Source organism: Candidatus Omnitrophota bacterium (assembly GCA_028717245.1).
GTDB lineage: Bacteria > Omnitrophota > Gorgyraeia > Gygaellales > Profunditerraquicolaceae > JAGUYA01.
On the sequence record JAQUOD010000003.1, the window covers coordinates 93,364 to 113,198 of the forward strand.

Annotated in this window: 24 protein-coding genes and 1 riboswitch; all 24 genes read left to right on the plus strand. The window is 43.8% G+C overall.

What is annotated here, in order from left to right; translation table 11 throughout:
- Window positions 1–59 precede the first annotated feature (59 nt).
- The 24 genes from PHV44_02860 to PHV44_02975 all read left to right on the plus strand — a co-directional run bounded on the left by PHV44_02860 (window position 60) and on the right by PHV44_02975 (window position 19,793).
- Complete coding sequence (locus PHV44_02860) at window positions 60–974, plus strand: NADH-quinone oxidoreductase subunit H (protein ID MDD5592225.1); 915 nt, start codon at window positions 60–62, stop codon at window positions 972–974.
- A gap of 127 nt (window positions 975–1,101) precedes the next feature.
- Complete coding sequence (gene nuoB, locus PHV44_02865; protein MDD5592226.1) at window positions 1,102–1,527, plus strand: NADH-quinone oxidoreductase subunit NuoB; 426 nt, start codon at window positions 1,102–1,104, stop codon at window positions 1,525–1,527.
- The gene (locus PHV44_02870) at window positions 1,527–1,955 is read left to right on the plus strand and encodes an NADH-quinone oxidoreductase subunit C (protein MDD5592227.1); all 429 of its coding nucleotides are present in this window, start codon (window positions 1,527–1,529) and stop codon (window positions 1,953–1,955) included. Before nuoB ends, PHV44_02870 begins: the two co-directional genes overlap by 1 nt.
- A gap of 82 nt (window positions 1,956–2,037) precedes the next feature.
- Complete coding sequence (locus PHV44_02875; protein ID MDD5592228.1) at window positions 2,038–3,234, plus strand: nickel-dependent hydrogenase large subunit; 1,197 nt, start codon at window positions 2,038–2,040, stop codon at window positions 3,232–3,234.
- 18 nt (window positions 3,235–3,252) lie between these two features.
- Window positions 3,253–4,923, plus strand: coding sequence for a proton-conducting transporter membrane subunit (locus tag PHV44_02880; GenBank protein ID MDD5592229.1), 1,671 nt, complete (start codon window positions 3,253–3,255; stop codon window positions 4,921–4,923).
- A 6-nt stretch (window positions 4,924–4,929) separates the two neighbouring features.
- Window positions 4,930–5,451, plus strand: a complete 522-nt coding sequence (locus PHV44_02885) for a DUF4040 domain-containing protein (GenBank protein MDD5592230.1) — start codon at window positions 4,930–4,932, stop codon at window positions 5,449–5,451.
- Entirely contained in the window at window positions 5,441–5,827 is a 387-nt protein-coding gene (locus PHV44_02890) for an MnhB domain-containing protein (GenBank protein ID MDD5592231.1), read from the plus strand. The genes PHV44_02885 and PHV44_02890 overlap by 11 nt, the downstream gene beginning before the upstream one ends.
- 3 nt (window positions 5,828–5,830) lie before the next feature.
- Window positions 5,831–6,169 carry a sodium:proton antiporter gene (locus PHV44_02895; GenBank protein MDD5592232.1) on the plus strand — a complete coding sequence of 113 codons (339 nt, stop codon included), beginning with the start codon at window positions 5,831–5,833 and terminating at the stop codon, window positions 6,167–6,169.
- Between the two features lie 4 nt (window positions 6,170–6,173).
- Window positions 6,174–7,676 carry a proton-conducting transporter membrane subunit gene (locus tag PHV44_02900; GenBank protein MDD5592233.1) on the plus strand — a complete coding sequence of 501 codons (1,503 nt, stop codon included), beginning with the start codon at window positions 6,174–6,176 and terminating at the stop codon, window positions 7,674–7,676.
- Window positions 7,673–8,170: a Na+/H+ antiporter subunit E gene (locus PHV44_02905; protein MDD5592234.1), complete on the plus strand. Its 498-nt coding sequence runs from the start codon at window positions 7,673–7,675 to the stop codon at window positions 8,168–8,170. The genes PHV44_02900 and PHV44_02905 overlap by 4 nt, the downstream gene beginning before the upstream one ends.
- Window positions 8,167–8,526, plus strand: coding sequence for a cation:proton antiporter (locus tag PHV44_02910; protein ID MDD5592235.1), 360 nt, complete (start codon window positions 8,167–8,169; stop codon window positions 8,524–8,526). The genes PHV44_02905 and PHV44_02910 overlap by 4 nt, the downstream gene beginning before the upstream one ends.
- A gap of 6 nt (window positions 8,527–8,532) precedes the next feature.
- Window positions 8,533–8,859, plus strand: coding sequence for a monovalent cation/H(+) antiporter subunit G (gene mnhG, locus PHV44_02915; GenBank protein ID MDD5592236.1), 327 nt, complete (start codon window positions 8,533–8,535; stop codon window positions 8,857–8,859).
- Window positions 8,856–9,455, plus strand: a complete 600-nt coding sequence (locus PHV44_02920) for a 4Fe-4S binding protein (protein MDD5592237.1) — start codon at window positions 8,856–8,858, stop codon at window positions 9,453–9,455. The genes mnhG and PHV44_02920 overlap by 4 nt, the downstream gene beginning before the upstream one ends.
- A 1-nt stretch (window position 9,456) precedes the next feature.
- Window positions 9,457–10,656 (plus strand): MFS transporter, encoded by a 1,200-nt coding sequence (locus tag PHV44_02925; protein MDD5592238.1) that lies wholly within the window; start codon window positions 9,457–9,459, stop codon window positions 10,654–10,656.
- Between the two features lie 194 nt (window positions 10,657–10,850).
- Entirely contained in the window at window positions 10,851–11,303 is a 453-nt protein-coding gene (locus PHV44_02930; GenBank protein MDD5592239.1) for a peptidoglycan-binding domain-containing protein, read from the plus strand.
- 116 nt (window positions 11,304–11,419) lie between these two features.
- Window positions 11,420–11,749 (plus strand): hypothetical protein, encoded by a 330-nt coding sequence (locus PHV44_02935; protein MDD5592240.1) that lies wholly within the window; start codon window positions 11,420–11,422, stop codon window positions 11,747–11,749.
- 53 nt (window positions 11,750–11,802) lie between these two features.
- A riboswitch (cyclic di-GMP riboswitch) is annotated at window positions 11,803–11,942 on the plus strand.
- Window positions 11,943–12,173: 231 nt separating this feature from the next.
- Window positions 12,174–13,394, plus strand: coding sequence for a glycoside hydrolase family 1 protein (locus PHV44_02940; GenBank protein MDD5592241.1), 1,221 nt, complete (start codon window positions 12,174–12,176; stop codon window positions 13,392–13,394).
- A gap of 2 nt (window positions 13,395–13,396) precedes the next feature.
- Complete coding sequence (locus PHV44_02945; protein ID MDD5592242.1) at window positions 13,397–15,406, plus strand: patatin-like phospholipase family protein; 2,010 nt, start codon at window positions 13,397–13,399, stop codon at window positions 15,404–15,406.
- Window positions 15,407–15,533: 127 nt separating this feature from the next.
- Complete coding sequence (locus tag PHV44_02950; protein ID MDD5592243.1) at window positions 15,534–15,977, plus strand: hypothetical protein; 444 nt, start codon at window positions 15,534–15,536, stop codon at window positions 15,975–15,977.
- On the plus strand, window positions 15,928–16,257 hold the full coding sequence (locus PHV44_02955; protein MDD5592244.1) for a hypothetical protein: 330 nt from the start codon (window positions 15,928–15,930) through the stop codon (window positions 16,255–16,257). Before PHV44_02950 ends, PHV44_02955 begins: the two co-directional genes overlap by 50 nt.
- The gene (locus tag PHV44_02960; GenBank protein MDD5592245.1) at window positions 16,241–16,900 is read left to right on the plus strand and encodes an NAD(P)H-hydrate epimerase; all 660 of its coding nucleotides are present in this window, start codon (window positions 16,241–16,243) and stop codon (window positions 16,898–16,900) included. Before PHV44_02955 ends, PHV44_02960 begins: the two co-directional genes overlap by 17 nt.
- Before the next feature lie 398 nt (window positions 16,901–17,298).
- Window positions 17,299–17,769, plus strand: coding sequence for a hydrogenase 3 maturation endopeptidase HyCI (locus PHV44_02965; GenBank protein ID MDD5592246.1), 471 nt, complete (start codon window positions 17,299–17,301; stop codon window positions 17,767–17,769).
- Window positions 17,744–19,315, plus strand: a complete 1,572-nt coding sequence (locus PHV44_02970; GenBank protein MDD5592247.1) for a sodium-dependent transporter — start codon at window positions 17,744–17,746, stop codon at window positions 19,313–19,315. Before PHV44_02965 ends, PHV44_02970 begins: the two co-directional genes overlap by 26 nt.
- Before the next feature lie 97 nt (window positions 19,316–19,412).
- Window positions 19,413–19,793 (plus strand): hypothetical protein, encoded by a 381-nt coding sequence (locus tag PHV44_02975; protein ID MDD5592248.1) that lies wholly within the window; start codon window positions 19,413–19,415, stop codon window positions 19,791–19,793.
- The last annotated feature ends 42 nt before the right edge of the window (window positions 19,794–19,835 follow it).

Genomic DNA, 19,835 nt, shown 5'->3' on the forward strand with positions numbered 1-19,835 from the left:
GCGTTATAGCGTTTGTCAACACAGGTAGCCCGATAACGCAATAACGAAATAACGAAAATATGCTAAAATTATTTTTTCAGTATTTAATATTTCCCGGTTTTCTTTTTAGTGCCTGCGTAGGCTTAATCGCCGGATGGATAGATAGAAAAGTCAGCGCCCGCATCCAGTGGCGGGTAGGCCCGCCCTGGTATCAGAATTTTGTGGATATCGTGAAATTATTAGGTAAGGAGACCATTGTGCCTGAAGGGGCAAAACTAACCTTTTTATTCTCGCCCTTTTTAGGCCTATTAAGTTTGATTTTAGTAGCAACAATCTTGGGATTGAATATGTATTCTGCTCCGGCAGGCTTTAGCGGAGATATCATTGTAATCTTATATCTTTTGACTGTCCCTGCGCTGGCAGTAATCATGGGCGCTTCTTCTTCCAGGAACCCCTTGGCCTCCATTGGTGCCTCACGAGAGATGAAACTGGTTTTAGGATACGAATTGCCGTTTATATTAGCCGTGATTGCGGTAATAATCAGGTCCGAAGGCGCGATAAAAATCGGCTCGGTCTTAGGGCATCAGATAAATGCCGGCTCAAATCTGGCATCCTGGTCAGGGGCCCTGGCGTTTCTGGTAGCCATAATTTGTATGCAGGCAAAGTTGGGCCTGGTGCCGTTTGATATGTCCGAAGCGGAGCAGGAGATTATGGGCGGGGCCTTTATTGAATATTCGGGCCTGCCTCTGGCTATCTTTAAATTGACAAAGGCGATTTTACTTTATACAATGCCCCTGTTCTTGATCAGTTTATTCTGGGGTGAGGGCTTAAGCATTTTAGCTTTAACAGGTAAATACATCGCCATATTAGTCATCATCATCCTGATTAAAAATACCAACCCGCGTTTACGCATTGATCAGGCATTAAGATTCTTTTGGGGGCCGGTGACTATTTTAGCGGTGATTGCGGTTGTATTAGCGTTGTTTGGTATATAAATGTTAGAATGTTCAAATGTTGTAAAGTTTGAATGTTGTATATGTTTGTATAAATCTTAGAAAACATTTTAACATTAAAACTTAACATTAAAACATTATAACTTTATAACATTCTAACAGTAAAAGCATGGACCTTAAATTAAAAGCATTAACAAAATCAATCTGGGTTTTTCATGCAGCGACGTCTCCCTGCAACAATTGCGATATTGAAATCCTGGACTTACTTACTCCCAGGCACGATGTCGAACGCTTGGGGATAGTTTTAGTAGGAAGCGTGCGGCAGGCTGATGCCCTTTTAGTAACGGGGGTGCCTAATTATAAAACCAAAGAAAGGCTAAAAAAACTCTATGCTCAAGCGCCTAAACCTTGTTTGGTTGCGGCAATCGGCGGCTGTGCCTGCGGAAGGATAATTTTTCAGGAATCCTATAATAGCCCCTGCGCAGTGGATGAAATAATTCCTGTAGATGTCTATATCCCCGGCTGCCCGCCTAAGCCGGAGGCAATGATCGCGGGAATCGCAAAGTTGATAAAGAAAGTTAGAGGCGAAAAATAATGTCTATAGCGGATGAGATTAAAGATAAATTGGCCGGTAAAATAGCTCATTGGCATGAGCACTCGGCAAAGAGGATATATTTTTCCATCAATCCTCAGGATATCAGGGGCGCAGTGAGTTTCTTATTCAAAGATTTGGGTTTAAGGTTTGCTACTGCTTCGGCCCAGGATACGCCGCAGGGCTTAGAGATATTATACCATTTTAGTTTTGATGAGACCGGAGAAATGGTTTCGGTGCGGGTTTTGATAGAAGATAAAAAGAATCCCCAGATAGATTCTATCGCCCCGCTTTTTAAGGGCGCAGAGTGGATTGAGCGTGAAGTATGGGAGCTATTGGGAATTAATTTTATCGGGCATCCGGATTTAAAGAGGTTACTCCTGGCTGATGAATGGCCGGAAAATAAGTATCCATTAAGAAAAGAAAAATAGTTCGTTGAGTTTTTAGAGTTCATTGGGTTCGTAGAGTTTTAACTCAATAACTCAAGAAACTCAAATAACTCAATAAACAAATATGTCGCACAAAGTTATAATACCAATTGGCCCCTATCATCCTCTGCAGGAAGAGCCGGAACTCTTCAGGCTTTATGTAGAGGGGGAGAAGGTAGTGGATATCGATATCGTCTTAGGCTATGTGCACCGGGGAATCGAAGAACTCTCTGAGCACAAGCATTTTGACCAGGTCCCGTTTCTGGTCGAGCGTATCTGCGGTATCTGTTCCTCTAGCCACCCCTATGCCTATGTGTTGGCAGTAGAGGATATATTAGGCGGCGAAGCAAAGGTGGTGCCCGAGAGGGCGCTCTATATACGCACGATTGTAGATGAACTGCAGCGTATTCACAGCCATTTATTATGGCTGGGCTTAGCCGGCCACTTTATCGGATACAATACCGTCTGGATGTGGGCCTGGAAATACCGCGAGCCGGTATTGGATTGTTTTGAAATGATTTGTGGTAACCGCAATCATTACGGTATGAGCAAGGTCGGGGGCGTGCGCCGCGATATAAAAGATGAGGATATACCTATATTAAAGAAGGTTATAGATGAGTTAGCCCCGGCCGTGGACATGTTTAAGGGCGCAGTAATGGATGACCCAGTGATACAGGCAAGGCTTAAGGGAGTAGGTATTTTAACCAGGCAGCAGGCTGTTGACTGGTGCGTTGTCGGCCCGACGGGGAGGGCCTCGGGAGTAAATATAGATGTGCGCAGGGACGACCCCTACGGCGTATTTGATAGGGTAGACTGGAATGTAATTATAGAAAAAGACGGGGATGTATTCGCCAAGACAAGAGTCCGGATCTTAGAGCTTTATGAATCAATAAGCATTATCCGTCAATGCCTGAATAAAATGCCTAAGGGTGAAATCGACGCCGATATAAAGGATATACCTGCCGGAGAAGGCATAGGCCGCGTTGAGGCGCCCAGGGGAGAGTGTTTTCATTACGTAAGAAGCGACGGCACGAACAGGCCGATCAGGCATAAAATCCGCGCCCCCAGTTTTATGAACGTAGCTTCTAATAAGGTCGCTGTAATCGGAGGCACCATATCAGATGCGGCCATTACCCTGGCAGCGGTTGACCCTTGTTACTGTTGTACGGAGAGGCTGGCGGTTTTAGACAGGGGTAGCGATAAAAAGGTGATGAACGGCTGGGACCTGATAAAATTATCCCAGGAAAAGACGGAGAAGTTGAAAAAAAGCCGTAAGTTGTAAGTTTATATTATAGCTAAAATGATAAACTTTTTTTACCCTTTATTTAAATGGGATAGTTTAAATAGTTTTGTGGTCCTGGCAATAGGTTTATTCTCCGTCCTGACCATAATCTATTCTTTTGGCTTCATGAAAGGAAAACAGCGGCTTTTTCAATATTATACCTATATTATCTTAACGGCAGCCGCCTCTGTGTTAGCCGTACTTTCTAACCATCTGGCTTTACTTTTATTGTTCTGGGGTTTTTTGGGCCTGACGCTTTATCTTCTTGTGAATATGGGCGATAATGCCAGCGCTATAGCCAAAAAGACCTTTATTATCGTAGGCGGTTCGGACGCATTAATGTTATTGGGCATAGGCATTATTTATTATCTTGCGGGCAGCATGCAGATGGATATGATTAAAATCAGGCCGGATAGCGGCCTAGCAATATCGGCCTATCTTTGTATTGCCGTTGCCTGTTTTGCCAAGGCCGGTGCCATGCCGTTTCATTCCTGGATTCCGGATACAGCCAAAGATGCCCCGCTTCCGGTGGTAGCGTATCTTCCCGCTGCGCTGGATAAATTATTAGGGATTTATCTTTTGGCGCGGCTCTCCCTGAATTTATTTGTAATGAACAACGGCTTAAATATATTCCTTATGGTTATCGGCGCCTTTACTATCGTGGCTGCGGTGATGATGGCTTTAGTCCAGCACAATATGAAGAAACTCCTGGGTTACCATGTGGTTTCACAGGTAGGGTACATGATTTTAGGTATAGGCACGGGTAATCCTATTGGTATTGCCGGCGGCCTCTTCCATATGCTAAACAACGCAATATATAAATCCTGTTTATTTTTCACCAGCGGCAATGTTGAGTATCGCACTAAAACCAGCGAATTAGATGAATTAGGCGGCCTTGCCAGGGCAATGCCCCTTACCTATATATCCGCGCTTGTGGCCAGCCTTTCGATATCCGGGATTCCGCCTTTTAACGGATTTTTTTCCAAATGGATGATCTATCAAGGAATTGTTGAAATGTTTAAAAGTTCAAATATTTACGTGTTTAAAAATCTTTTATGCATGTTATGTTTAATTGCAGCGATGCTTGGAAGTACTTTGACTTTAGCATCATTTATGAAAATAATTCATGCTGTTTTTTTAGGACAATCGCCTAACATTAAAACATTCCAGCATTCCAACATTTTAACAGAAGTCCGTTGGGCAATGTGGCTTCCCTGCATTATTTTGGCAGGCCTTTGTATTATCTTCGGCGTATTTGCTGTGCAGCTGCCCATGAAATATTTTATTTTACCCGTCGTGGGCCCGGTTGTTTTTATCGGGGCATGGTATGCGGGCTTATCGATGCTACTGATAGTTGTTGCTTTAGCCATAGGTATTTTTATAGTGGGTTTTGGTTTATTAAAGACTTCTCTGCGCCAGGATGTGGCATTCACGGGTACAGAATCCCTCGATTTAGAAGAGCACAGGGTCACGGGAACGGAATTTTATAACACTATCAGGGAATTCGGCATTTTTAAAGCGCTTTATAAAAAAGCAGAGGCAGGATTATTCGATATTTACGAAGGGCTTAAGAAGCTGGTATTTGCCGTATCCGGGGCAATGCAGTATTTACATAACGGCATATTGCCGACATACCTGGTCTGGTGTTTATTAGGGATGGCGGTTTTATTTTTCTGGTTTTTTAGATAGGAGAATATGGAGATTTATCTGCTTTTATTATTTATGATTGTGGCTGCCATAGCTGCGATTGAAATCAAGGATATGCTCTCTAGCGTCATTGCCTTGAGCACGGTAGGCCTGGGCCTATGCCTGGCGTTTTTGATTTTAAAGGCGCCTAACCTGGCTATTATGCAATTGGTTATTGAGCTCTTATGCCTGATCCTGCTTATCCGCGCCACCATCAACAAGGACCTGCCTCTGGTCAGGGATGGGCGCTGGCTCTTTAATACTATAGCTAGCGTATTATTTATTGCCGTATTTTTAATTTTTGCTTATTTTGCGCTCCTTGAGCTGCCTCGTTTCGGTGAGCCGATTATGCGCGTTTCGCAGGAATATATTGCCCGGGGGTTAGAAAAAACCGGTTCGGCTAATATTGTGACGGCAGTCGCCCTTAACTTCCGCAGTTACGATACGTTAGGCGAGATTGCCGTGCTGGCGACTGCAGTAATAGGCATACTTGCAGTGATGAGGAAGACAGGAAGGATACATGGAAAATAAGGAAGCAGGGATGGGTATAATCGTTAAGACCATTACCCGTTTGACTATCGGCCTGATATTTATCTATGGCATATATGTCAGCCTGCACGGCCATATGCGGCCGGGCGGCGGATTCGCCGGGGGGCTAATCATTGCGCTTTCTTTTATCCATGTCCTGCTTGCCTTCGGCAAGGATGTTGCCTTGAAGAAATTGAATCAAACATTCCTGTTATCCCTGATGGCCTTGGCAGCAGCGGTTGTTTTGCTGATTTTAATATCCAGGCCAGCGAATTTAATTATTCTTTCTTTATGCGATATAGCCATATGTTTTACCGTGGGGGCGGGGTTGTTCATAATTTTTTTGGCTTTAGCTTTGATAAAAAAAGACGGGGCGTAGATTATGATGATATATATATTGTGTTTTATACTTTTTTCTATCGGCCTTTACGGCGTATTGCGTAAGAGAAACGTCATCAAGATTATCATCGGCCTGGTAGTTATGGATTACGCCGTCAATCTATTCCTGATCCTGGTAGGTTATCGTTTAAAGGGCCGCGCGCCCATATTTGCCAAGGACCAGGTAATTTTAAATATGGTCGACCCCTTACCCCAGAATTTAGTTTTGACTGCCATGGTCATCGGCCTGGTTATTACTGCTTTATTGGCGGCTATTGCCATAAGGATATACGAAAAGTACGGTACATTCGATATCACTAAAATAAATAAACTGAAAGGTTAGGTTTATGCATCAGGTATCGCCGGTATTATTTGTCGCTATTCCTTTAACAGCAGCATTCTTTATTATCCTTTTAGCGAGGGCATTAAAGCAGCTGGAGTATATTTTTTCTATACTGGCCAGTTCCGTACTTTTTTTGTTATCCTTAAGCGTCTTATTCTTTATACCCAAGGCAACAAATAATATATTTGTTTATAAACTGGGCGCCTGGCTTCCGGCGCTGGGCGTATCTTTGGCCCTTGACGGTTTGAGCGCTTTAATGCTGGTTACGGTCAATCTGATTAGTTTCTTAGTTACAATATATTCTTTAGGTTATATGCAACGCTATAGCGACAAATGGAAATTCTCTGCCTTATTTATGCTGATGTTGGCAGGGATGAACGGGATAATTATAAGTGCGGATTTATTCAGTATCTATGTATTTTTGGAAGTCGCCTCTATAGCCGGTTATGCCTTGGTTGCTTTTGGCACTGAGTCAGAAGACCTGGAGGCCTCTTTTAAATATGCGGTGATGGGTTCTGTGGCTTCTATCTTTATTCTCCTGGGCATAGCCATGCTCTATAGTTATACTTCTACCTTGAATATGGCGGATATGGCCGCGGTATTATCCGCGAAACCCCAAGGTATGATCATTCGATTTGTAACGGTTTTATTCTTAGCCGGTTTTGGCCTGAAGGCCGCAATAGTCCCTTTTCATGCCTGGCTGGCGGATGCGCATCCGTCTGCCCCGGCGCCGGTATCCGCAATTCTATCAGGGGTATTTATTAAAACCTCAGGCATATATGCCTTAAGCAGGGTTATTTTTAATATCCTGGGAGTTTACGGTAAAGTGCTCTGGGTTTTTATAATCCTGGGGGTATTGTCAATGGTAGCAGGGGCATTTCTGGCAATAGCGCAGAAGGATATTAAAAGGATGTTTGCCTATTCTAGCGTCAGCCAGATAGGTTATATTATCTTTGCCCTCGGGATTAACACGCCCTTAGCTATTTTTGCTGCCTTATTCCATCTGGTCAATCATGCCTTATTTAAGTCGCTCCTCTTTTTGGATGCCGGCGCAATAGAGTATTCTACCGGCACGCGCCGGCTCGATAAATTAGGAGGGTTAAGCAGCCGCCTGCCTGTTACGTGCTCCACAAGTTTAATCGGTTCCTTGGCTATTTCGGGCATTCCGCCTTTGGGCGGTTTCTGGAGTAAGTTACTTATTGTTATAGCAGCAGTCCAGGCGCGCTACTTTGGACTGGCCCTGACGGCAGTGCTGGTGAGTATAATCACCCTCGCTTATTATTTAAAATTCCAGAATTTTACATTTTTCGGCAAATCCGAAACCAGCCGGAAGGATATAAAAGAGGTACCCCTGAGCATGAAGATGCCTATGATTATTTTGGCAGTTATCTGCGTATTGAGCGGGTTATTATTGGCCCCTGCATTCAGGCCTTTTCTTCAGAGGGCAGCCGAGGTTTTATCGTCAGGCAATAATTATCAGAATATCTCCGCGGGTGCAATAAAATGATAAAGACGCGTATAATCCTGTTTATATTGGCATGGCTAGTTTACCTATTATTAAGCTGGTCCTTGTCTCTGGGGGATTTAATTGCGGGGGTGCTCTTGGCTTTGACGGTTTCCTGGTTAACCCACGATTTATTTATACAGGATCCCCATATTTTTAAGGATCTTAAGCGCTACCTCTGGTTTATTTATTATATTCCTTTATTTATCTGGGAATGTATCAAGGCAAATGTTGACAGCGCCTACCGTATAGTGCATCCTGCCTTACCTATACGGCCGGGGATCGTCAAAGTAAAGACTACCCTGAAGTCGGATATTGGGTTAGTATTCCTAGCCAATACCCTCACCCTTAAGCCGGGCACTATGACTGTGGATATCGATAAAGAAAATGGTTTTTTATATGTGCACTGGGTTGAGGTTGGGAGTGAAGATATGCGGCAGGCAACAGACATGGTTATCGGCAAGTTCGAACGCATACTGAAGAGGATATTTGAATGAAGAGGCTGCGCTGGTTTTTGGGGCTAATAATTATTTTATTTATTTTTTCCGCGATTCTGTTTTACCCTTTACCGTCTTTACTGGAATGGCAGTCCGTATTTTTAAAAAAGGCATTTTTTATCCTGCTTTTCTGCGGCGTATTCTGTTTGTGGCGCGTATTAAAAGGCCCGACCGCCGTGGATAGGGTGGTAGCTATAGATATCCTGGGGATTATCATTGTGGGCTTCTGCGCTATTTTAGGCATTCCTACGGGCCGCGACTGGTACATTGATATCGGTATTGCCTGGGCGCTGCAGAGTTTTATTTCCATTTTGGCTTTGGCTAAATACCTGGAAGGAAAAAATTTTGAGGAATAAATAAAAATGAATGAGATTTTCGGCATGGTTATGATTATGGTCGGTTTGGGGTTTAATTTTTTAGGTTGCCTGGGGCTGATAAGGCTGCCCGACGTCTATAACCGCTTGCATGCCTCTATCAAATGCGTGACCTTAGGGACCAGCAGCATACTTTTCGGCTTATTCCTCTATAAAGGTTTTACTGCCTGCGGGGCGAAGGCCCTTTTATGCATATTATTTCTGGCATTAACCGCTCCTGTGTCAGCTCACGTCTTATCCAGGAGCGCGCATAAATCAGGCGTGAAGCTTTGGGAAAAGTCAGTCTGCGATAAGTACGCAGAAGATAAAAAATGAAATATCCCAAACTAAGAGAATTAAAAGAAGCAATAAGGGCACTCATCAAGGGTCCTTACACTTCTAAGTTTCCTTACCAGCCGCATAAGCCTTTTGAGAGATTCCGGGGAAAGCCGGAATTCCACGAGAAAGATTGCGTGGGTTGCGGCGCCTGTTTTCAGGTCTGCCCGTCAGGGGCAATCAAGATGGAAGATACCAGAGGCAAGAGGGTCCTGACGCTGAATTGGGATATGTGCATATTCTGCGGGCAATGCCAGGCCAATTGCATAACCGGTAAAGGCATTATGCTTTCCAATGAATTCGATTTAGCGACAACGGGAAAAAGAGGGGAGCTAAAACAGACGATAGAAAAGGAATTTATTGTTTGCTGCTGTTGCGGTGAAAACATTATACCTTACGCGCAGATGCTCTGGGTAGCCAATAAACTCGGCCCGCTTTGTTTCTCCAATGCTTCGTTGATGCTTTTTTATCTAAAAGACTTAGGACTCGCCCCTGAAACAGAATGCCCTCCTAAGGAAGGATTCGGATTCCGGCGCGCTGACCGTATAGAAGTCCTCTGCCCCCGCTGCCGGCGCCTAGCTGTGCTCAAATCCTAAGATGCTCTCTTCATTAAAAGTAAGAAATTACCGGCTCTATTGGCTGGGGATGTTTATTTCGCTTATCGGCACCTGGGTCCAGGCAGTAGCCCAGAGCTGGCTGGTATTCCAAATCACGGATTCGGCATTTTTGCTGGGGTTTGTGGGCTTCTTAGGTTCCATACCGGTCTTTCTTTTATCTTTATTCGGCGGGGTAGTAGCAGACCGGGTGAATAAAAAGATTATCCTTCTTTTTACCCAGAGCGCTTTTATGATTCTGGCATTTTTTTTGGCAGCCTTGACGCAGATGAAGGTGATTACACCCGGCCAGATAATGTTTATCGCGGTATTAAACGGTATGGTTATGGCCTTTGATGCCCCCAGCCGCCAGGCAGTGGTGGTAGAGTTAGTCGGCCGGGAGCATTTATTTAATGCCATTGCCCTTAATTCCATAGCTTTTAATTCCAGCCGGATAATCGGCCCGGCTTTAGCCGGCGTGCTCATCGCAGGTATTAGTATGAGCGGATGCTTTTATATAAACGCCATAAGTTTCCTGCCGCTGATAATTATTCTTTTGTCTATTAAGATCCATAATAACCCCAGGGCCCCGGGGAATAATACAGTGGCGAGAGACCTGGCCGAGGGCCTGAGGTTTATAAAAAATAGCCGTTTGATATTGGTATTGATTACCATGGTCGGTATCTCCAGCTTATTCGGCATTTCTTATGTTATACTCATGCCTGTTTTTGCCGAACGTATATTAAAGGTAGGTGCCGGGGGTTTAGGCATACTGATGTCTTCCAGCGGATTCGGCGCTTTGATTGCGGCATTGGTCCTGGCGGCCCTGGGGGATTTTAAATATAAAGGCAGGCTCCTCGTTTTTTCTTCCCTAGTATTCTCCCTTGCTTTAATATTATTTTCTTTATCAAAAATATTTTTGTTATCAGTTATTGCCCTGATGTTGATCGGCTGGGGTTCTGTTATGGCCATAGCGGTAATAAATACCCTCTTACAGGTTAGTGTCAAAGATGAATTCAGAGGCAGGGTGATGAGCGTATTTATGTTTACCTTTGCCGGCTTTATGCCTTTTGGTAACCTGCTGGCGGGAATCTTATCGCAGGCATGGGGGGTCTCTCTTACAGTAATGGTAAGCGGTATTATCTGCGCCATATTTTTTACGGTTATCAACATAGCATATCCGGATATAAGAAGGCAACATTAAAGTTTTATTTGATACATTCGGCGACCCTGCAAAAGGCGGGGTCGCAATTAGGCATACGAATGTGTTGATTTTTTTGAAAAAAGTATTAGAATAAATAAAGACATCCGCCTTTGGCGGATTAAATTCGCACTTATAACTTACTTATACTGCGTATCCGTAAGTTATGTGCTCATTTAAGAAAGGGGGAGTGGGGTATGAAGAAGTTCGTATTTATCGTTTTAGCCTTAGTAGTGAGCATTTCTCTGTTTAGCTGCGCTAAAAAAGAGCAGTCCCTTACAGAAATGCAAGAACCGCTTTCCATAGAGGAATTAGGTAACCAGGGTTATGTTTCAACGCCCGAAACAACTTCTAAAACCGCTACACCCGCAGTAACAATAGTTCCGGTTGAGACAAAAACAGAACTGCCCTTGCCGCCTACAACCTTTAAGCCCACGGTTGAAGAGATTCAGACCGCGCTTAAGAATTCCGGTTACTATACGGGATTGGCGGATGGCAAAAAGGGACCCATGACCAAGAAGGCAATTGAGGATTTCCAGAGGGCAAATAATCTGGAAGTTGACGGTAAAGTCGGGCCTAAGACCTGGGCCTTATTGAGCCAGCATCTTAACCCCGCGTCCGTTTCGTCTACGTCCAAGAAAAAAAGATAACCCTGCTTTTTTAAAAGAGGTGTAGCATCAAACCCACAGGCCATGTTATCTGCACTTTAACTATCAGTGGGCTGGTTTATCTATTTTTCAGGTCTACTATAGCATTTTTTGCCTCTTTGGCTGCCGGCATATTGATAGATTCAGACCATGTTCTGGATTATTATGCCAACCAGGGGATAACGCTAAAAATAAAAGATATATATGCCTGGTGTGTAGAGGAGAAATACCGCCTTATAGTCCTCATTTTTCATTCCCTAGAGTTAGCAATCCTATTATGGATTCTCATCTGGTTCCTAAGATTAGGCATATTCTGGATTGCCCTTGCCATTGGTATAACACAACATATGGTCTTTGACCTCCTTTTTAATCGAAAGCTAAAGATTTTCGCTTATTTTTTCACATTTAGGATTATCAAAGGGTTTAAAGGCGAAAAGATATTTAGATAATTTAGGCGTATCCTCACCTTGAAAAACAGGTAATTATAGTGTATACTTATATTAGCCGATAAAGGTAAACCCGCCGAAAGGCGGATAACGCAAAGCCACAGGCCTAAGTTGCTTTAGCCGGTCGTTTCTATCGCGAATTTTTCGGGTAGAATAGTGAGGCGGTGAGTAGCAATATGGTAGCTGGGTTGCCGTAAGTAAAGGTGTTGCAAGCTGCGTAAAGCGGGCACCTTTATCGGCACGTTTATCCTCAAAAATCCCAACAAAAAGTTGGGATTTTTTATTTTAGAGTGCTATAATAAGTGAGTGCACAATTTATGGAACGTTAGTGAACATAAATTGTATGCACGAACTTACCCCGCCCTTTTGGCAAGGCAAGCAATCGTAGCAGAATCTGCCTAAAAGAGCGGGGTTTCGCGGAGACAGAGTGATTCAATTCCCTAAAGATTTCTTCTGGGGTGCAGCCACATCTTCCTATCAGGTAGAAGGCAACAATATAAATAGCGACTGGTGGGAGTGGGAGAAGAGAGTCGGTTTAAGGGACGCCTCAGGCCAGGCCTGCCGCCACTATGAGTTTTATAAAGAGGATTTTGCCTTAGCAGCTAGCCTTAACCATAACTGCCACCGTTTATCCATAGAGTGGAGCCGCATTGAACCCCGGGAGGGGGAGTTTTCAGCATCAGAAATACAGCGCTATAAAGAAGTAATCCTTTCCTTAAAGGCCAACAGCCTTGAACCTGTAGTTACCCTGCATCATTTTACTAACCCGCTTTGGTTTGCAAAATTAGGGGGTTGGCAGAATAAAAAGTCCGGCTTTTACTTTTTACGTTACGTGGATAAGGTGGTGCGGGAGCTGGCTCCAGGAGTGCGCTATTGGGTAACTATAAACGAACCTCTGGTTTATGCCTATCATGCCTATATCCTGGGTGTCTGGCCGCCCCAGGAGAAATCCATTCTTAAAGCTAACCGCGTCCAGGAAAATTTGATCCGCGCCCACATAGAAACCTATCGTTTGATCCGGCGCATTTACGAAGATAAATCCTTAAATTATCCTTTAATAAGTATCGCCAAGAATACGCAGGCGTTTGTTGCCTGCATCCCCACCCTAAGAAATAAGATCGCTGTTTATTTAAGAAACAGGTATTACAATCTTGATTTTGTAGAGAGGCTGCTACGTGCCAAGACGCTGGACTTTATAGGCATAAATTATTATAGCCGCAGCCTGGTGGAGACGCAAGGCTGGGGCATCAGGAACCTGACAATGGATGTCTGCCAGGGAGGCCATAGTTGCCTTAAGAAGAACTCTATGGGCTGGGATATTTATCCTGAAGGTTTATACAGCGTGCTCTTAGAATTTAAAAAATATAACCTGCCGCTGTTTATTTTAGAAAACGGCGTATGTACTGACGACGATAATTTAAGGTGGGATTTTATCTATGCGCATTTAAAAAATTTACATCTGGCGATACAGGCAGGGGCGCCTCTCTTAGGCTATATTTACTGGTCGCTGATAGACAATTTTGAATGGGATAAAGGTTTCGCCCCGCGTTTCGGCCTTATTGAAATAGATTACCATACTTATAGGCGCACTGTCAGAGAAAGCGCAAAGAGACTTTCTTTAGTCTGTAAGACGGGCAGGTTGGAGTAAAAATGGAGACCGTAAATAAAGACTACATCTTCCAGGAGATTCCTTTATTTTTAGGCTTATCCCGAATAGAATTAGATATTATTAAGGAAAAAAGCAGTTTCGTAGAATACAGGAAGGGAGAGCTTATTTATAAAGAGGGTTCGCCTCCGGATGCCTTTTATTGCATTATTCTAGGCAGGGTAGTCATCTATACCCAGGACACCCAGGGCAACGAAACAGCCCTGGAGTATCTGCACCGCGGAAAATATTTCGGGATTATCTCGCTTTTGACAGGCGAGCCCCATTCCGTTACTGCCAGGGCCATAAATGACAGCCTGCTTCTGGTGATTAAGAAAGAAGACTTCGATTTTGTTTTGAAGAAGATCCCGCGCCTGGCTATTGATTTAAGCCAGACCTTATCCCGCAGGCTCAAACGCAAGGACATCCACCAGAAGACGGTTTTTGAAAGCGCTATTATTGCCGTATTCAGCTCTTATTCGCAGGCCGGTAAGACTGTATATGCGCTGAATCTGGCTTTAAGCCTTCAAAAGGAAACGCATAAGTCTGCGGCCATATTGGATATATGCCTTAAGGATAATACCCACAGCCTGCCCGCAAAATTAGAAATTAATACCAACTATCCTGTTTTTAGTCTCTCTGGCTCTACGGCAGATGCCCCTGATAAGATAAAAGATTTCGTTTTACATAATAACTTCGGCATGGATTTAATCTGTTTTTCTTACGAACAGGAAGATGCCTCTTGCGTGAAAAACCTGATCGCTGTTTTAACCCTTTTAGTGAACGATTATCACTACCTGATTTTAGACTTACCTTCGGCCATGGACCGCGCGGTCTTTGATATGCTGCATCAGTCAGACGTGATTAATATCCTTACCAGCCCTGAGCCTGTGGATTTAAAGAGGACGCGCCATTTGATAGAAAGGCTTAAAGCAGACTTTCATTTCCCCGAGAAAAAGATAAAAGTCATCATTAATGAATATAAACTCTCCAGGCTTACGCATGAAGGGCAAAGAGAACTTTTGGGTCAGCCGATATTCGCTACCCTGCCTAAGATAGAATTTTCCAGCACTGACAGGCTGGTATTGACGGGCCCGGATAGCGAATACGCCAAAGCTGTAAAAAGAATCGCGCGCCAGATGGGGGATTGTTTGGTAGGCCTGGCATTAGGCGTGGGCTTTGCTTATGGTTTTTGCCATATCGGGGTCTTGAAGGTAATTGAGGAGGAGAAGATACCCGTAGATGCGATCGCCGGCTCCAGTATCGGCGCGGTTATCGCTGCCCTTTGGGCGACAGGTAAGTCATCTGGCGAGATACTCCAGATAACCAAAGAATTCAAAGAGCCCAAATACATCTGGAGTTTTATAGACCTGACCCTGCCGCTAATGGGCTTTATTAAAGGCAATAAACTCTATAATTTCCTGAAGAAACACTTAGGAAATAAGACTTTTTATGATGTCAAGCTGCCATTGATGATTATCGCCAGCGATGTAAAAAAGAAAGAATCCCGGATTATAGATAAAGGTTTGCTGATAGACGCGATTATGGCCAGCTGTGCCATGCCCGGCGTATTCAAGCCCTTTAAATTTAAAGAGGAAATATTGTTTGACGGAGGAGTGATCAATCCTTTGCCTACGGAGGCATTATTTAAAACAGGCATGAAAAAGATTATTGCCGTGAATGTCACGCCCTCTAAAGAGGATATACTCAGCCAATACGAAAAAGTAAAGGAAGCCATTGATATAAAGGAGATAAAAAAGAAGAAGTGGTTCGGTTTAGGCAGCTATATTAGGGATAAGTTCAAAGATAATATAGTCGGCATCATATTCAGCAGTATCGAGATGCTGCAGTCGGAAGTGGCGCAAAAAGAGGCGCAGCTGGCGGATATCGTGCTTCATCCGGATACCGGCGGCCTGCATTGGCTACAACTGCATAAGTCAGAAGATTTTGCCAAAAGAGGAGAGGATGAAACGCGTAAGAACCTAGATAAAATCTGGCAGGTCATTAATGAATAAAATGGAGGAAAAAATGTTAAATCCCAAATCCCAATTTACAAATCCCAAACAAATCCCAAATCCCAATTTACAAAATTATAAACAAAAAATTTTCAGTCATTGGTTATTATTGGGAATTTGCTACTTGATGTTTGGAATTTTAATGAGCGGTTGCGCTTCGCTGACCGAGGCGGCTAAAGGGTTCGCCGGCATTTCTACCAAAGTTCTGGAGGACAACCGTAGTTCTGCCATCACTAAGGTCTTTAATTACGATTACTTTAGCTCTTATACCAAAACGCTGGATATCCTTAAGCGCATGGAGGCATACATTTATAAACAGGACATTAAAAAGCATATGATTGCTATTTATGTTTCCCGCGAAGATACTACTGTGGTGGGTTTATTTTTTAAAGAGATAGACGCTAATAATACCAAAATAGAAGTATCTTCGCCGAGCACCTATGCCAAAGAGTTTATTTCCGCAGGCGTATTTTCTGTTTTGGATAAAACAATGACTTTGGAAGAACTGGAGGTGCGTACCCGTGTACAAAGACAAAAAGCAAAAGAACAAGCAGGACTGGGAGATAAATAAATTTATCAGGGAATGCCACCGTATCGCTAAAGATAAGGGTTGGTGGGACAGCGAACGTAACGACGGAGAGCTCATCGCCCTGATGCATTCGGAGTTATCCGAGGCCTTAGAGGCGATGCGTAACCACGGCCACAAAGATAATATTGCGGAAGAATTGGCAGACTGCTGCATCCGTATCTTTGATTACTGCGGGGCCAGAGATATTGACCTGGAAAAAACCCTCCTGAAGAAAATAGAATATAATAAGACCCGTCCCTACCGGCATGGTAAAAAATTCTAAATTGCTCACTGCAAGGCAATCAAAAGATATCGATATAAAGGCGCGTGAAGTTTTCGGTATTTCTACTCTCGTCTTAATGGAGAATGCCGGGAGAGGGGTTTCTGAGGAAGCAATAAAACTACTGCGCCGCAAGGAAAAGAAGGTGGCGATATTTTGCGGTAAGGGCAATAATGGCGGCGATGGGTTTGTAACAGCGAGGCATCTTTTAACGCAGGGGATAAAACCCGATATTTATTTAGCCGGCAGTATCGCTGAAGTAGAAAATGAGGCGAGGCCGAACCTGGAGATTTTGTTAAAATTAAAACAGAGGGTGCTGGAAATTAGTGAGGAAAATTTGCATTTAGTAAAAAATAAGATTTCCGGATATAATCTGATTATTGATGCGCTTTTGGGAGTGGGTTTAGCGGGCGAAGTAAGGGGTATTTATCGGGACTTAATCGGCATCATCAATATCTCCAATGCCCATATCTTATCCGTGGATATACCTTCGGGTTTGGATGCTACAACAGGAAGGGTATTGGGTTGTTGTGTAAAAGCTGATACAACCGTGACCTTTGTGGCTAAGAAGCGCGGTATGCTTGTTGGCGATGGGCCGAAGTATTGCGGTAGAATCGTAGTCAAGGACTTAGGGATACCGATATAGTATTTTGCTGCGGGCTTTGCTCGCGTGCTGAAATTGTTCGCTGACGCACGAAGGCTTACGTCTCGCTTTCGCTCGCAACTTACGCTGGTAAGAGTAGGTTACTCAGGCTTTGAGCTTGACGTAATTCCTCGTGCACCTTTGCCGAACAATTTCTATTGCACGCTCGCAAACCCTCCGCAAAATAACATGAAATTCCATTTACCATAAATATTAATAGATTTATTTGAACGGATGACTTGGCTTGCTTTCACACAGCATGTAGTTTGTGCGAGCGGCCAAGGTTCACCCGCTATTTAAATAATCAGTGAGAGCGAGCACAAACTTCAAGCGAGAAATTCCTCGGTGGGGAATTTGGAGCGGTGCTGCGGGAAAGTAAGACAAGGCAGCCGTAGAAAGTCATGTTAGACCATCTTAAATCTCACCTAAAAGGTAAAGTGGCCATCGTGGGTATCGGCAATACCATGCGTAGTGACGATGGGGTGGGGTCAGTTTTGGCCAGCCGCCTCAAAGATAAGGTAGCGTTTAAAGTTTTTGATGTTGGCGTAAGCCCGGAAAACTACTTAGAAAAGATTATCAAAGAAGAGCCCGACACTATAGTGATTATAGACGCGGTGGATTTCGGGGCTAAGCCGGGAGAATTCCGGATTCTGGAGGCGCGGGATTTAAAAACAACCAATCTCTTTGCCACGCACAATGCCTCTATTTCCTTGACCATAAATTACTTGCAAAGCAATTTAAAGGCGGATATAATTATTTTAATTATTCAGCCGGAATCGATTGCTTTCGGGGAAGGATTGAGCCGGGAAGTGGCCCGGAGACTGGATAGGCTGGAGAGTTGGTTTCATGATACAGGCAAAGAAGAGGGATAGCTGGGGTTCGCGCTTAGGCATAATCATGGCAGTAGCAGGTTCTGCCGTAGGTTTAGGGAATTTTTTAAGGTTTCCTGCCAAGGTCGCCTCAAACGGCGGCGGCGCATTTATGATCCCCTATTTCATCTCTCTTTTTTTATTGGGTATACCACTGATGTGGATTGAATGGACCCTGGGCCGTTACGGAGGCGGCTTTGAGCACGGTACAGCCCCCGGGATATTCCACAGCATCTGGCAGAAGAACCGTTTTATTAAATATTTCGGCGTTATCGGAATATTCGGCCCCTTAGTTATATTAATATATTATACCTATATAGAGTCCTGGACCTTAGCCTACAGTTTCTTCGCCCTTTTGGGTAAATACAGCAAATTGGCCGACCAGGCAGCAATGCAGAGTTTCCTAAGGGGTTTTCAGGGCCTGGAGAATAACCAGTATTTTCACGGGTTAGGCCCGGCATATTTATTTTTCCTCATCACCTTTATTTTAAATATCTGGGTGATATATTATGGTATAAAAGGGGGCATAGAGCGGCTCTGTAAATGGGCGATGCCTCTTTTATTTATCTTTGGCGTAGTACTCTTAATAAGGGTTGCGACTTTAGGCACGCCTGACCTAACCAGGCCTTCTTGGAACATAATTAATGGCTTTGGTTTCTTATGGAATCCGGATTTTTCTGCCTTAAAATCCGCCAAGGTGTGGCTTGAGGCAGCAGGCCAGATATTTTTTACTTTAAGCGTAGGTATCGGAGTAATACTCACCTATGCCAGCTATTTATCTAAAGGGGATGACGTTGTCCTCTCCGGTTTGACTGCTGCCAGCACCAATGAAATAGCCGAGGTTATTTTAGGCGGCAGCATTATTATACCCGCGGCCTTTGTTTTCTTCGGCCCGCAGGATATACAATCTATCGCCCGTTCAGGGGTATTTAATCTGGGGTTTGTGACTATGCCTTTGGTTTTGAATAAATTACCGCTGGCGCAGATTTTAGGATTCTTCTGGTTCTTTCTGTTGTTTTTAGCAGGGATAACTTCTTCGGTATCGCTTGCCCAGCCGGCAGTAGCATTTTTAGAGGATGAGTTTGATATCAGCAGAAAAAAGGCAGTAGCGTTATTCGGTATCGTAACTTTTATCCTCTGTCATGCCGTAATATTCTTTTTAGGCAACGGCGTAGTGGACGAATTGGATTTCTGGGGCGGGACATTCTTTTTGGTTTTATTTGCTACCATTGAAACTATACTCTTTGCCTGGGTTTTCGGCATGGAGAAGGCCTGGGATGAGATACACAGGGGAGCGGATATGCGGGTGCCTAAGGTTTATAAGTTTATTATCCGTTATATCACTCCTTTATTCTTATTTTTTATATTGGGGATGTGGTTCTGGCAGGAGTGGCTCCCTATTATATTCATGAAGAATGTCTCTTCGGTAGACCGGATTTTTATCTTAGGCACAAGGATAGGGCTGCTTTTAATATTCTTGACCCTGGCAGTCCTGGTAAAGATAGCCTGGCAGCACAGAAGGCCTAAAATGCAAAAAAACATAATATGAAAATATACGGCTTGATTTTTATTATTCTATCCTGGGGTATAATCTTGGGGCTTACCGGCCTTTGTTTCGTAAAAGTTTTTTCCAAAAAGGTCTTAAAATGAAAAAGACAGCCTTATTTTTATTGCCCTGTATTCTTTTAGTTATTTCAGGATGTGCGCCTTTAATCGTGGGAGGCGCAGTAGGCGCTGTAGGAGGTCATGCCTCAAGCAGGGATACCATACAAGGCGAAACGGATAAATCTTATGATAGCCTTTGGGCTTCTGCTCTTACCATCAGCAAGATCCGCGGCCAGATAAAATACGAGGATATGGCCAAGGGCTATATTGAGTTGGAAGCAGAATCAAGTAAGGTATATATTAGGTTAATCCGGCTGACGGCTACGACTACCAGGCTTAAGGTCTCGGCGCGTAAATACCATTTTCCCAATTTAGAATTAGCCCAGGATATATTTGTGAAGATTATGGAGCAGGCCAAATGAACCCCGCCCTTCCTAAAATTTATAAAAGTATTATAACAGTGA